Origin of the sequence: Seleniivibrio sp., from assembly GCF_021209385.1 — a bacterium.
Lineage (GTDB): Bacteria > Chrysiogenota > Deferribacteres > Deferribacterales > Geovibrionaceae > Seleniivibrio.
Window position 1 is genome coordinate 84,873 of the sequence record NZ_JAJOIL010000035.1, and the last position, 14,013, is coordinate 98,885.

At 45.3% G+C, this 14,013-nt stretch carries 8 protein-coding genes; 6 read left to right on the plus strand and 2 right to left on the minus strand.

The genetic code is table 11. The annotated features are described in order from the left end of the window. Nucleotides 1-250 precede the first annotated feature (250 nt). The 5 genes from LRY47_RS11765 to LRY47_RS11785 all read left to right on the plus strand — a co-directional run bounded on the left by LRY47_RS11765 (nucleotide 251) and on the right by LRY47_RS11785 (nucleotide 8,012). Nucleotides 251-1,141, plus strand: a complete 891-nt coding sequence (locus LRY47_RS11765) for a chemotaxis protein (RefSeq protein WP_295225661.1) — start codon at nucleotides 251-253, stop codon at nucleotides 1,139-1,141. Nucleotides 1,142-1,155: 14 nt separating this feature from the next. Next, a complete protein-coding gene (ybgF, locus tag LRY47_RS11770; protein WP_295225663.1) occupies nucleotides 1,156-1,932 on the plus strand; it encodes a tol-pal system protein YbgF in 777 nt (258 codons plus the stop codon). Between the two features lie 151 nt (nucleotides 1,933-2,083). Beyond that, nucleotides 2,084-3,478 carry a sigma-54 dependent transcriptional regulator gene (locus LRY47_RS11775; RefSeq protein ID WP_295225665.1) on the plus strand — a complete coding sequence of 465 codons (1,395 nt, stop codon included), beginning with the start codon at nucleotides 2,084-2,086 and terminating at the stop codon, nucleotides 3,476-3,478. Between the two features lie 49 nt (nucleotides 3,479-3,527). Next, the gene (gene rnr / locus LRY47_RS11780; RefSeq protein ID WP_295225667.1) at nucleotides 3,528-5,525 is read left to right on the plus strand and encodes a ribonuclease R; all 1,998 of its coding nucleotides are present in this window, start codon (nucleotides 3,528-3,530) and stop codon (nucleotides 5,523-5,525) included. Between the two features lie 123 nt (nucleotides 5,526-5,648). Continuing rightward, on the plus strand, nucleotides 5,649-8,012 hold the full coding sequence (locus LRY47_RS11785; RefSeq protein ID WP_295225669.1) for an EAL domain-containing protein: 2,364 nt from the start codon (nucleotides 5,649-5,651) through the stop codon (nucleotides 8,010-8,012). A gap of 67 nt (nucleotides 8,013-8,079) precedes the next feature. On the opposite strand, the gene lolA is transcribed toward LRY47_RS11785, so the two are convergent. Beyond that, nucleotides 8,080-8,673, minus strand: a complete 594-nt coding sequence (gene lolA / locus LRY47_RS11790) for an outer membrane lipoprotein chaperone LolA (RefSeq protein ID WP_295225671.1) — start codon at nucleotides 8,671-8,673, stop codon at nucleotides 8,080-8,082. Nucleotides 8,674-9,010: 337 nt separating this feature from the next. On the opposite strand from lolA, the gene LRY47_RS11795 reads away from it, so the two are divergent. After that, nucleotides 9,011-12,445, plus strand: coding sequence for a pyruvate carboxylase (locus tag LRY47_RS11795; RefSeq protein ID WP_295225673.1), 3,435 nt, complete (start codon nucleotides 9,011-9,013; stop codon nucleotides 12,443-12,445). Nucleotides 12,446-12,672: 227 nt separating this feature from the next. Here LRY47_RS11795 and LRY47_RS11800 read toward each other — a convergent pair whose 3' ends face one another. Further along, entirely contained in the window at nucleotides 12,673-13,917 is a 1,245-nt protein-coding gene (locus tag LRY47_RS11800) for a hypothetical protein (protein WP_295225675.1), read from the minus strand. Nucleotides 13,918-14,013 lie beyond the last annotated feature (96 nt).

A 14,013-nucleotide genomic window follows, 5' to 3' on the forward strand; every position in this document is an offset into this window, starting at 1 on the left:
GGAATCGCTCCGGCGAGATGCGGGCAGAACAAGGAAGTTATTCCGAGCGGGCTGTGAGCAAAAAGTCTCCGGCGAGATGCGAGTTATGCAAGAAAGACGGAGCGAGACGAGCAAAAGCATACTGATGTAGTATGCGTTGCGAGCGAACAACGTCTGACGCAGCAGAACGACGCATATCGCCGGAGACTGAGTAAAAAGATTGAAACGGATGAATAATCGTGTTACCCTAGTACAATATGAGAGGTCGGATATGGCATTAGATCACGGTATACTTCTTGAAACAGGTACCAATGAATTTGAGATTGTAGAATTTATAATCCGCACAGACACAAAAGAACATCATTTCTGCATCAACGTCGCTAAGGTTCGGGAGGTCATCAGGTTTCCCCAGATAGTGCGCGTTCCCGATGCCCACCCCTCTGTTGTCGGCACTGCAAACATCAGACAAAAGCTTATCCCCATCATCGACCTTGCGCAGTGGCTGGGGCTTAAATACGAAAACGACTACACAGACAAAAAGATAATAGTCACCTTCTTCAACCATGAATACAACGGATTTGTAGTTGACGAGGTTGTACGCATACACAGGATAACATGGGCGGATATCAAAGATTATTCGTCAATGACTGATTTCAGTCTTGTGGAAACCGTTCTCGGTGTTATAGACATAGGCGGAAACCTTATCCAGCTTCTTGACTTTGAAAAGATCGTGCTGGAGCTTAACCCTGACACCGCCCTTAAAGACATTAACATCGACTTTTCAAAATCTGAACAGAGACAGGGAAAGGTTGTCTATCTTGCAGAGGACTCATCGGTCATAAGACGTTTCCTCTCGACACATCTTGAACAGGCCGGATACACCATATTCGCTTTTGAAAACGGAAAACTTCTGCTTGATCAGGTTATGAAACAAACACCGGATCTGGTGATTACCGATCTTGAGATGCCCGTCACAGACGGCGCATTCGTTGTTAAGACCATCAGAAGTCTGGAAGCAACAAAGACAATACCTGTTATCGTATTCTCCTCTCTGGCTTCCGAGGAGAACGAAAGAAAGGTGCTGGGCGTCGGAGCAAACCTTTTCATAGGAAAACCCGACACAGACATACTTATACAGAAAGTGGACGCTTTCCTGTTATAACAAAAGGAGGAGTAATGAAAAAGGCCGCCGTAGTTATTCTTGCCGGACTGGCTCTGTCAGCTTGCGGAAGCGACGAACTGCTTATCCAGAAAAGCATGAACAACATCAAGGATGAAATGCTGGGCATCCAGTCCACAATGGGCGACATGCAGATCAAAATTCAGGATCTTGACAAAAACATCAGGATAAATTCCGAAAACATCAACAAGAACTCCGATGCGCTGACACAGCTTCGCGAAGAGATGACCGTTATGAACACAGACATCATCGACCTGAAAGATCGTGTTACCGCACTTGAAAAAGGCACAACAACATCAGCAAAAGACGCTCCCCTGCCCTCTCCGGCAGACTCTGAACCGTCTATGAGCGCATCTGTCAAGGGTCCATCCGATGTTATAATCATCGAAGACAACATGCAGGACAAGCTGAGCCTTTATACATATGCTTATGAGCTTTACAGAAATGGCAAATACCCCGAAAGTGAAGCGAAATTCAACGAATTCCTTAAAAAATATCCCAATGATGAGCGTTCAGACAACGCGATGTACTGGATTGGCGAAATAAGATACGGAATGAAGGATTACAACGGTGCGGCGGCGAAATTCAAAGAGCTGCTGGACGAATATCCCAACGGCAACAAGGTTCCCGATGCCATGCTTAAACTGGCATACAGCTACGGCAGCCTTTCCGACAAGGACAACAGCATCGCAACCCTGCAAAAACTCATCGCGGACTATCCCGATTCCGATGCCGCGAGACTGGCAAAACAAAAACTTGCCCAATGGAAATAAGACTTTAAAAAACTGTAATTTTCAAAGGCACCCTGAAAAGGGTGCTTTTTTTTCGTCCTTGTTCTAAAAGCTGCACATTTTATAGTCATTTTTGTGATTATTCACCATTACTTTTGTTGATTATTTTTTCATCATGGTGTATAGTCTCTCCATGAGAAAAATTCGTGTACTTGCCGTTGACGATGAAACAAACATCTTATGGCTTTTAAAAGAAGGACTTACAGACGAGAAGATTGATGTTTTAACCACAGAAGATCCTTATATGGCAGAGAATTACCTTTCAAAAGGTGTGGACATCTGTTTTGTGGACATCTTCCTCGGCGAACACAACGGTATAAGACTGACCGAAAAATGGGCAGCCATATATAAGGATACCCATTTCATCATCATGACGGCACAGGACACAGGTTCAAACGTCATAGAATCCATCAAATCAGGTGCAAAGGACTTCTTCCCGAAGCCTTTCGACCTCAACCAGCTCAAAAACAAGGTCATTGCTCTCTGCGGAAAAATTGAGCAGCACCCAATAGCAGACATAAAAGAATATGACTTTGAAACCAAAAACAAAAAGATGCTTGAGATATACAAGCTTATCGGCAAGATATCCAAGACGAATATAAACGTGCTTATCCTCGGTGAATCCGGAACGGGAAAAGAGGTCGTGGCGAGGATGATACACCGCCAGTCCGCCCGTTTTGACAAACCCTTCATCCCCATTAACATGGCGGCGATACCAAACGAACTTCTCGAAAGTGAGCTTTTCGGTCACGAAAAAGGTTCGTTCACAGGTGCCGTAACCGATAAAAAGGGTAAGTTTGAAGAAGCTCACACAGGTACGATATTCCTTGACGAAATTTCCGAGATGGACATGGGGCTTCAATCGAAACTGCTTCGCGTCATTCAGGAAAAAGAGGTTACAAAAGTCGGTTCAAGCCGCACCCTGAAGCTGGACACCAGAATAATAGCCGCGTCCAACCGCAACCTTGAAGAACTCGTTGCGCAGGGCAAATTCCGCGAAGACCTTTACTACAGACTGAATGTAGTATCCATCGAACTTCCGCCCCTTTACGAACGCAAAGAGGATACGGCTTACCTTACAAACCACTTTCTGCACAAACACAAAAACATCAAAGACAGGGTGCTGACATGCTCCGAAGAGGCGCTTGAAGCACTTACTGCATACAGATGGCCCGGCAATATCCGCGAACTGGAGAACACCATCCAATACGCGATAGTCAATGCCGAAACCGACATTATAATGCCGGAGAATCTGCCGACGAAGATATTTGAACATAACCCAGCGGCAGGGTCGAAAAGCACTTCCAACGACCTGTACAAACTGGCGCTGGACATAATCGAGTCCGAAACACTTTCAGACGGCAACAATGCATATGAAGAATATATGAAAATAGTGGAATTCCCTCTCATGAAAGCGGTTCTTGACAAGACTGGAAATAATAAGTCGATTTCCGCAAAAATCTTAGGTATAAACAGGAATACCTTTAGAAAAAAAGTGAGGGAACACGACCTTGAGCAGGATTCTTAAAACTATAAAAAGTGCGGGCAAACCCCTCACATTCAAACAGCTCCTATCAATGACACAGGAAGATCCGAAACTGCTCAAAGCCGAGCTTAAGGAACTTACCCGTAAACGCCGCATAAAGGCTAATCGCAACGGTACATACAGCGCACCCCAGACAAGAGAGAAAGAAGAGACAAAAACTCTCTCCGGAAAGGTGGATCTGCACCCCGACGGCTACGGATTTCTCACTGTTGACGGCGGCGGACGCGATCTTTTCATCCCAAGAAACAAGATGGGCGGCGCTCTGCACGGCGACCGCGTAAAGGTATCGCTGGAATCTTTCCGGGGCAAACCCGAAGGCAAGGTAATAGAGATAACCGAACGCTCCGTTCAGCAGATAATCGGCAGGGCGGAAAACCTCGCAGGTATACTGCGTGTCGTCCCCATGACCAAAAAATTCAATTCCTACATATATGTGTCGGCGGCATCCGCCAAGGGTATCGAAAATGACGACGTGGTAATGGTGGAACTCACCTCTTACCCCGACGGACAAAAAGCGGGCAGAGGACAGATAACAAAACGTCTGGGCAAACTGACAGACCCTCGCATTGAAGACCTGATAGTCCTCAACCGATACGGCATAGTGCGTGAATACCCGCAGGATGTTGAAAAATACGTCGAATCCGTTGCCCAGAAACTCCTTAAGGAACCGGGCAAACGCACGGATTTCCGCGAGCTGACCACAGTCACCATCGACGGCGAGACAGCAAAAGACTTCGACGATGCGATATCAGTTGACGTTACCGACAGCGGATACGTTCTGTATGTTCACATAGCAGACGTAAGCCACTTCGTTCACCCCGAAACCCCTGTGGACAAAGAGGCGTTTGCACGCGGCACCAGCTTCTATTTCCCGGAATTCGCAGTTCCTATGCTTCCGGAGATGCTCTCCAACAACCTTTGCAGTCTGCGCCCCAACGAAGAGAAGCTCACGCTCACCGCGAAGATAACCTACGACGAAAAGGGACACAGAAAACGCACCGATCTTTACCGCTCCATCATAAAAAGCAACAAAAGACTTACCTATACTTATGTGCAGGGTGTAATAGACGGAAAAGAGACGGAAGACAACAAAGACGTTCTTCAGCTTATAAAAGATTCTGAAAGACTGGCGCTTCTCATCATGAAGCGCAGGAAAAAGGAAGGGATGCTCGATTTCGACTTCCCCGAAACTGAGTTCGACCTCGACAAAAACGGTGAGGTGACGGCTGTCCGTGCTTCCGAAAGGCACCTTTCGCACCGTATCATTGAGCATTTCATGATAGAGGCGAACGAGGTTGTTTCCGAATTTCTTGAAAAGAACGTCGATAAATCCGTTTACCGCATACACGACAAACCAGACCCTCTTAAACTGAAAGATTTTTCATCACTCGCCGAATCCTTCGGATTGGCTGTAGTAATAAAAGAAGTTACGCCGAAAGAAGTTGCGAAAGCAAGCGACATAGTTTCCGCATCCCCTTACGGGGATATTCTCGGTCCCGCACTGGTCAGAACCATGGCGAAAGCGGAGTATAACTCTAACAATATCGGTCACTTCGGACTTGCTTCAGAATCATACACGCACTTCACCAGCCCCATCCGCCGCTACCCAGACCTAATGGTGCACAGATTGATATGCAACAGGCTGTTTTCAGCACATTACAACAGTGCAACAGACATAGACACGGCATGTCAGAAGTCTACAGAGAACGAACAGCGCGCGGAAAATGCCGAACGGGACATTGAACGTTTCAAGAAAATCAAGTATCTGATGAAACACATGGATGAGCCGTTCGCGGCAATAATAACATCCGTCGGTCCTTTCGGACTTTCGGTCTATCTGCCCACACTGATGCTGAAAGGCACCGTAACACTGGAATCTATTCAGGGTGACGTGTATCAGTACATCAAAAAAGCTGAACTGGTTAAGGGCAGGCGCACAGGGGTTATGTACCGTGCGGCAGACCCCATCGAAGTCATGGCGGAACGTATAGATTTTGACATTCAGGAAGCGTATTTTTACCCTGTTTAATAATATCAGTTGCTTATAACACCTTTCATACGGTATCATTGAGAATATCGTTATTAATCAGGGAGTAACATGCTCGGCAAATATCTCAATGAGAATAACATAGGGCGTATAAGTCTGATGAATATGGTAATTGTGATCCTCATAATTACTATTGCCATGATTGTTTTTATCGCCAACCAAACAAGAAACGAATACGAAGCCGAGCGTTCCCAGCTCGTCAAGTCGTTCATTGAGAACAAAAAAACTATCTTAAACAACGAATTGGACAGAATGTTCGGGATGGTTGACTACTACTCCTCACGAAGCAAACTTGCCATGTCTGAAACGGCTAAAGACAGAGTGGATCACGCCATTGACGTAGCCAGATTTCTCACTGAAAACATACATTTCAGTCATTACACATACAAAACGGCATTTGAAAAATACATCATCCAATACGATAAAGACAATTCTCCGGGAAACATCTACATCATCGACAAACAAGGAACAGTTGTGTACCATCCTATTTTCCCGAAAGGAACCAATCTTTTCAACCTTAAATCGCCTTACGGACTTTTCCCCATACGCGACGAAATCACAGCCGCAAAAGACAAAGGCGTATTTATGGAAAACACCATGCCCACTGAGGCAAAAGGTACACGTTTCCTGCAGCAGACAACATACATACGCAATATACCGAATACCGACTGGTATCTCGGCTCAGCATTCAACCGCGCAGAACTTAAAGAGAATGTAACAAAACAGCTCATTGCCCGCGTGGATTCCGTACGATTCGACGGAAAAGGACATTATATCATGCTGAGTACCGACGGAACCGGCATAGCAATACCCGGCAACTCTCAGCTTATCGGAACAAATCTTACCGATATAAAAGACTCCAGCGGAGTTAAATATTTCAAGGAACTTATCTCCGGTTCCATGCAGGAGAGTAATCCATACGTTTTCTATGAGCAGGAATACAAAGACTGGAACCAGACCGCACAGGTTATAGCAAACTGCCGGATGATGGAACAATGGGGATGGCTCATGTGCGCCGCAGTCAATATTGACGATCTTTCTACCATTGTTGCAGAAAAAAATACTGCCGTTCAGGAAAAACTGAACAGAAACACAAAATACTCTCTCATTCTGTTTATGTTTTCAGCCATTTTTGCTGCAGGCATCTCATGGTATTTCTCAAGACACGTTCAGAAAATATTCTCTAAATACAAAAAAGATATCGAGACCCGCAACAAGGATCTTGAAGAACTGAACATCGAACTTACCAATCAGCTTTATACAGACCATCTTACAGGTCTGCCCAACCGCAACAAGCTGGTAAGCGACCTGAACAGTATAAAAATGCCCCTGCTGATACTTCTGAACATAGACTCATTCAAAAAAATAAACGAAACTTACGGATTCATAATAGGCGATTTTGTCCTCATTGATGTGGGCGAACGCATAAACTCTTTTCAATGCGACATAACTTTTGAGTGCTACAAATTCCACGGCAATGAATACGCACTTCTTGCCGACGCAGAAATGAAACGGTCGGAACTTGATGCCCTGATGTCAAAGCTCAGTGATCACCTTGAATTTGCCGTAAAATATGAAGAACTTGAAATAGAAATAGATATCTCTGTAACAGCCGGTGTTTCCGCCGAAAAGGGCAACGTATTTGAAAAGGCAGGCATGGCGATGCGCCTTGCCGAAAAGAAAAAACAACCATACGTCATATATGACACCAGTATGGACATGGTGGATGAATATGAAAAAGATATCCGCTGGACAAAAATCGTTAAACGGGCATTGAACGAAAATAACCTTGTCCCCTACTACCAGCCTATCGCCAACTCGAAAACAGGTATAGTGGAAAAATTTGAGTGCCTCGTGCGTATCATAGACAACGACGAGGTGATAACTCCGTTCCAGTTTCTTGATATAATCAAGAAAACCAAACTATACCAGCACATTACAAAGCGTATGATGGCAAAATCGTTCGAGACCTTTTCCCATAACAACTTCATGTTCACAATAAACCTGTCCATTGAGGATATCATGGACGAATCTACATCCAGATTCATTCTGGAAATGCTGAAAAACAGCGGAATAGCCAACAGAGTAATATTTGAACTCCTTGAATCCGAAGGTATCGAAAGTTTCGCGGTAGTCAACGATTTCATAAAAGACCTGAAAAAAACGGGCGCAATGGTAGCTATTGACGATTTCGGCTCCGGTTATTCAAACTTCGTCTATCTGTCCGAACTGAACGTCGATATCATCAAGATAGACGGCTCACTCATAAAGAACATCGACCACGACAGGCAGTCGCAGATAATCGTTGAAACGATAATCAAATTTGCTAATCAGCTCAATATCAAGACAGTCGCCGAGTTTGTACATTCCGAAAGCGTCCGCAGAAAGGTCATAGACATGGGCATCGACTATATTCAGGGCTACCATGTCGGCAAACCCACAGCAAACATCACAGATTATCTGAACTAGAACCGCTTAAGACAATCAGAAGTAAGCTACGAGATCCTTCCTATATGATTTATAACCATCATTAATATCATTGATTGAAAATTTGCGTATCCTTCGGGACTGCGGGATTAAATATACTGTCCGCGATATCGGGATCTGTTTTGATATTGGTAAGCAATATGCTCGTATTGTTGCCGTTCTGATCTTTGGTTGTGATACCCGTGACGACTCCGTTCTTAACTGTAAAAGTGATGGCGCCGATGCCGGAATCCTTTTTAACAGGCGTAAGCGTAAGCCTGTCGGTTGCGTCGTTAAAAGTCGCAGTGAAATCCTTTCTCATGTCGGCAGGGTTATACATCAGTCTCATGAAAGCGTTTGACGTGGGGTCAAGCTTCTGCTTAACGAGCTGTTTCGTTTCGCTGTCATAAAACTGCATCATTTTAGCATCGAAAAGATAGAACTGTCTGTAGGGTTTCTGATAATCCCACAGAGCCTTGCTTCTGCTTTTGATATACAGCTTGCCGGAATATGTGTCCGCTCCGAACCCTTCAAGCTCGGTCTTCTGTACGAAATCAGCCGAATAGCTCTTTATCTTATCAAGGGCGGCGATCACGCTTTCAACAGTTTCCGCATAGCATGTCACGGATATCATTATCATAAGCAGCAGCATTATTTTCTTCATCTGACACCTCAATATATAAGTATTGACTATATAACCAAACGTTTGTTCTGTAAAGATAAATAGACTTATATGCCATTGATATAAAAACCTATTATTATAAATGAGATAAAATACATGTTTCAGTGTATTATAAATACATTCAATAGATAGTAACAACTCTATCTAATTTAATATCTAAAAAAATATTTTAATACTGATACCAAATAAAAAATGCATATATAACACGGTTTACAGTATATATACTATAGAACCCCTGATTATAATAGGATTTTAGACTATTGACATTTTAGATATGCTGTTATATTATCCGAGCAGAAGTACACAACAGGGAGTAAATATGAGAATTAAAAAGCTTATGTCTGCCAACAGAGGTGAAATTGCCATCCGTACGTTCAGAGCCTGCACGGAACTCGGTATAAGAACGGTTGCTGTGTATTCGGACGAAGATAAATACTCTCTTCACAGATACAAGGCGGACGAGGCATATCTCATCGGCAAAGGACTTGACCCTGTTGCCGCGTACCTGAACATGGACGAGATGATTCAGCTCGCCATTCATAAAAAAATTGACGCAATCCACCCGGGCTACGGTTTCCTTTCGGAAAATGCCGTCTTTGCACAGAAATGCAGAGACGCAGGCATCATTTTCGTGGGTCCCAACCCGGAAACAATAGATATGTTCGGTGACAAAAAGAATGCAAAAATACTTGCAAAAGAGTGCGGAATTCCGGTCATAGAAGGTTCCGCTGGTGTTGTGCCGACCCTTAACGACGCTGTCAAAACCTCAGAAGCCATCGGCTACCCCGTACTTATAAAGGCTGTGGCAGGCGGCGGCGGACGCGGCATACGCGTTGCCCTTAACCGTAAGGATGTCGAAGACAACTTTGAATCCGCCAGAAGCGAAGCTCTGAAAGCTTTCGGCAACGGCGATGTGATAATCGAAAAATACATTGAACAGCCTAAACATATAGAGGTTCAGCTGCTTGCCGACAAACACGGCAACATAGTACACCTGTTCGAGCGCGACTGCTCCATCCAGCGCCGTCACCAGAAACTCATCGAGATAGCGCCCTCCGTTAACGTGGCGCAGGCGACACTGGACAAAATGTATGAAGCCGCCATAGCAATCGGCAAACGTTCAGGACTTGTAAATGCGGCAACTGTAGAGTTTCTGGTTGATAAAAATCAGGATTTCTATTTCCTTGAGGTCAACCCCAGACTTCAGGTCGAACACACTATAACAGAAAACATCACCGGAATAGACATTGTTCAAAGCCAAATTTTTGTAAGTTCAGGCGAGCCATTAAGCTCGTCACACATAGACATGGCGTCACAGGACACCATACGGAAGAACGGATATGCCATACAGTGCCGTGTCACAACAGAAGATCCGGAAAACAACTTCTTCCCGGACACAGGGGAGATAGAAGCATACAGAGTTGCCACAGGGTTCGGCGTGCGGTTGGATGCCGGTAATGGTTTTGCAAACGCCAAAATATCACCTCACTATGACTCCCTCTTGGTGAAGGTGTCCACCCACGCCCACTCTTTCGACCAGTCAGTAATGAAAATGGTCAGAGCGCTCAGTGAGTTTCGTATCAGAGGTGTAAAAACCAACATTCCGTTCCTTCAGAATGTGCTTAACCACCGCAGTTTCCGTGACGGTTCGGCATCAACCACCTTCGTGGACAGTTCAAAAGAGCTTTTTGAATTCAAAAGACCTATGGACAGAGCCACAAAATCCCTGAAATTTCTTGCAAACAACATCGTGAATAACCCGTCGGGTTCCACGCTGACCAAAGGCATGGTGCTTCCGGCAATAAATCCTCCCAGAGTTCCGTTCGGCACAGAGATGCCCACCGGAACCAAGGACATACTGAACCGCAAAGGCGTCGATGGCATCATACAGCATCTGCGCACATCGAAAGAGGCGCTGTTCACAGACACCACCTTCCGCGATGCGCATCAGTCTCTTCTGGCCACACGTCTGCGCACAAAGGACATGCTTGAGATAGCGGATGTTTACGCTCACAACATGAGCGGACTTTTCTCAATGGAGATGTGGGGCGGCGCGACATACGACGTTTCCTACAGATTTCTGAAAGAATCCCCATGGGACAGGCTGGCACAGCTGCGCGAACGTATCCCGAACATTCTGTTCCAGATGCTTCTGCGCGCATCAAACGCAGTGGGCTACACAAACTATCCCGACAACGTGGTTAAAGAATTCATCCGCCTCGCCTGCGAAAACGGAATGGATATTTTCCGGATATTCGACTGCTTCAACTGGGTTGACCAGATGAAACCCGCCATAGCCGAGGTGAAAAAACACGGGCGCATAGCGGAAGCGGCAATATGCTACACAGGAGATATAACAGATCCGAAACGCACCAAGTATTCACTTAAATATTACACATCTCTTGCCAAAGAGCTTTCCGAGGCGGGAACCGATATAATCGGCATAAAGGATATGGCAGGACTGCTTAAGCCCTATGCTGCAAAGGCTCTAATCAAAGCAATCAAGGAAGAAACAGGGCTTCCGGTTCATTTCCACACCCACAATACCAGCGGAAATGCGGAAGCGGCAACTCTGATGGCATTTGAAGCCGGCGCGGACATAATCGACGCGGCTGTAAGCGCCATGAGCGGACTCACCAGCCAGCCGAACATGAACTCCATTATGGCGGCTCTGGACGGTCAGCCCAAGACGTCATCACTTGATAAGCATACAACACAGCAGGTTTCTGACTATTTCGACCGCGTACGCAGATATTACTTCCCCTTTGAATCGGGACTTAAGGCTTCCACAGCAGAAGTATATATTCACGAAATACCCGGCGGGCAGTATTCAAACCTGATAGTTCAGGTGGAGGCGATGGGACTCATCGACAGATGGGAAGAGGTTCGCCATATGTATACCAGCGTTAACGAAGAGCTTGGAGACATCATAAAAGTAACTCCATCGTCAAAAGTTGTGGGTGATCTGGCACTGTTTCTCGTGCGCAATAACCTGACAGTTGACGACATCTATACAAAGGGCGAAACGCTCAACTTCCCCGACTCTGTCGTTTCATTCTTCAAAGGGATGCTGGGACAACCCTACGGCGGGTTCCCGAAAGAACTCCAGCGCATAGTGCTTAAAGGTGAAAAACCTCTGGACTGCCGCCCCGGAGAACTGCTTGAAGATTATGATTTTGAAAAGGCTCACAGCGAGCTGAAGGCAAAATTCGGACGCAGCTTCACACCGGAGGAACAGATATCAAACGCTCTGTACCCTGCCGTTTTCAAAGATTACGTCACATTCGTAAACGAATACGGTGACGCTTCGGTTTTCGAGACTAAAGACTACTTCTACCCGCTCCACAGAGAAGAGGAGATAGAAGTCGATATCGAAGAGGGAAAAACCCTGATTATCAGATATGTAAATATCAGCGAACCGGACGAAAAGGGACGCAGAAAAGTGTACTTCGAGCTGAACGGTCAGCCGCGCTCTGTAATGGTGAAAGATGAAAGCCTCGCAGCTGTCATTAAATCCAACGCCAAAGGGGATATAGCAGACCCGAAGGACGTGTGCGCGACAATGCCAGGAAAGATAACAAAAATGAACGTGAAAAAAGGCGATAAAGTTAAGAAAGGCGATATTCTGCTCATCACAGAAGCTATGAAGATGGAAACCAAAATTGCGGCAGCCATCGACTCCGTTGCAGAAGAGATTCTGTTATTGGAAGGGGACAAGATCGAGGCGGGCGACCTGCTCATACGCCTTGCCTGATCCGATACTGCTCAAGCGCCGCATAAAATAGGAAAAGCCCGTCGTTGTGACGGGCTTTTTCATATTTTGCGCAAAAATGCGAAGTGTCAAGCCAATTATTGCTTAGAACCTAGCAGTTTAAGGCGGCGGAGGAACAATTGTTCGCAGTGTATATTAAATACATAAGAACAACTTTTTCATACGGCAACGCAAAAATGCGAAGTGTTATAAGCAATAATGCAATGGTATCAGAACGACCAGCCGAAGTTAAACGTAAATCCATCCGCATTATCAGCAGTCATGTAAGTAACACCTGCGCGCAGATTGTTCAGATAGCTCTTAGTTTTGCCGTCTTTTTCCTTAATAGTGTTTTTCAGGAAACCGTATGAAAAACCTATCTCGTTGTACTGATCAATGTACAGGTCGGAACCGAAGTATCTTGTGTCAGTCACAAACAGATCGAGAGATTTAGTTTTAGCCTCGCCAAAAGGTATTATGAAGTTGAAACCGTTGCGGACAACAGTATTCTGGATGTCAGGGTCGATATCATAATCACCGCTTTTGAAGGGAAGCGTTTTGTAATAACCAGCCATGTTTCCCATGTTGAGAAGATATTTCCCCGGATGGAACATATAGGAACTTGTGAGAGAACCGGAAACTATCTGACCGACAGACCCGAGGTCAATTGAACCCACAGCACCGTAACCGACAGCGGGAATAATACGCCAGTTATCTGTTGCCTGATAGCCAAGGGCAAGTCCAAGCCCTACGTTATAAGCTTTTGAATCCTCAACTGTCACCTGAGACATAGGAAGCCTGATTGCCAGAGTGTTCTTAGAACCGTTGAAGCGGATTGTATACGCAAGGGGGAGCGCATATTCCTTGCTTTTAACGCCGTCAACTTTGTAGTTGCTGTATTTCGCGAAAACGGAGATAAGGTTAGCGTTAAGATCCGGATTCTGCTGACCGTTGATCTCGATAACGCTGGATTCGGGGTTCACAGCCATATCATAATCCATTGCCGACATACGGCTCATCAGTGACGAAGGGTTACCGGCAATCGGATCTGTTCCCGTATCGGAAGCCAGTTTTTTCATTATTTTAGTGATAGCATCCCCGCCATCCTTTTTGAACCAGTCTTCAAGCTTATCGGAACTTTCGTCCCTTGTCGCGCCGTCAAATTCTTCGTATACTCCAACCGACGGTATACTGAGAATATATTTGTTAGAGTTGGACGCGATGGTCAGATATGCCGGCAGACCTCTGAAATCTATCACAAGATCAGCACCAGACGTATCTTCATCGAAGCTTGTGAAGTGAGATGATATCTCCTCAACATCAAAGTTGTCGAAAAGATCCTCAACTTTTGAGAAGTTTTCGGTATAAGAATCACCGCCTGACGTGACAGTCAGGTCGAAAAGACCGGCAAAAGCCGATGATGGCAGCAGAAGCGCGGCTGCTGCGGCAGTTAGCAATAACCTTTTAACCTTCATAAATCCTCCTTTAAAGTACTCTGCACAATTTTACCATAATAATTATAATTTTCAAATTATTGGTAATGAGACAATGTGAGATAGGAGAATGATTAA

Bases quoted from the DNA above. Each gene is read 5' to 3' on its own strand.
- lolA (WP_295225671.1), bottom strand. From the start codon at position 8,673: ATGAAGAAAATAATGCTGCTGCTTATGATAATGATATCCGTGACATGC.
- LRY47_RS11775 (WP_295225665.1), top strand. From the start codon at position 2,084: ATGAGAAAAATTCGTGTACTTGCCGTTGACGATGAAACAAACATCTTA.
- LRY47_RS11765 (WP_295225661.1), top strand. From the start codon at position 251: ATGGCATTAGATCACGGTATACTTCTTGAAACAGGTACCAATGAATTT.
- LRY47_RS11800 (WP_295225675.1), bottom strand. From the start codon at position 13,917: ATGAAGGTTAAAAGGTTATTGCTAACTGCCGCAGCAGCCGCGCTTCTG.
- ybgF (WP_295225663.1), top strand. From the start codon at position 1,156: ATGAAAAAGGCCGCCGTAGTTATTCTTGCCGGACTGGCTCTGTCAGCT.
- LRY47_RS11795 (WP_295225673.1), top strand. From the start codon at position 9,011: ATGAGAATTAAAAAGCTTATGTCTGCCAACAGAGGTGAAATTGCCATC.
- LRY47_RS11785 (WP_295225669.1), top strand. From the start codon at position 5,649: ATGGTAATTGTGATCCTCATAATTACTATTGCCATGATTGTTTTTATC.
- rnr (WP_295225667.1), top strand. From the start codon at position 3,528: ATGACACAGGAAGATCCGAAACTGCTCAAAGCCGAGCTTAAGGAACTT.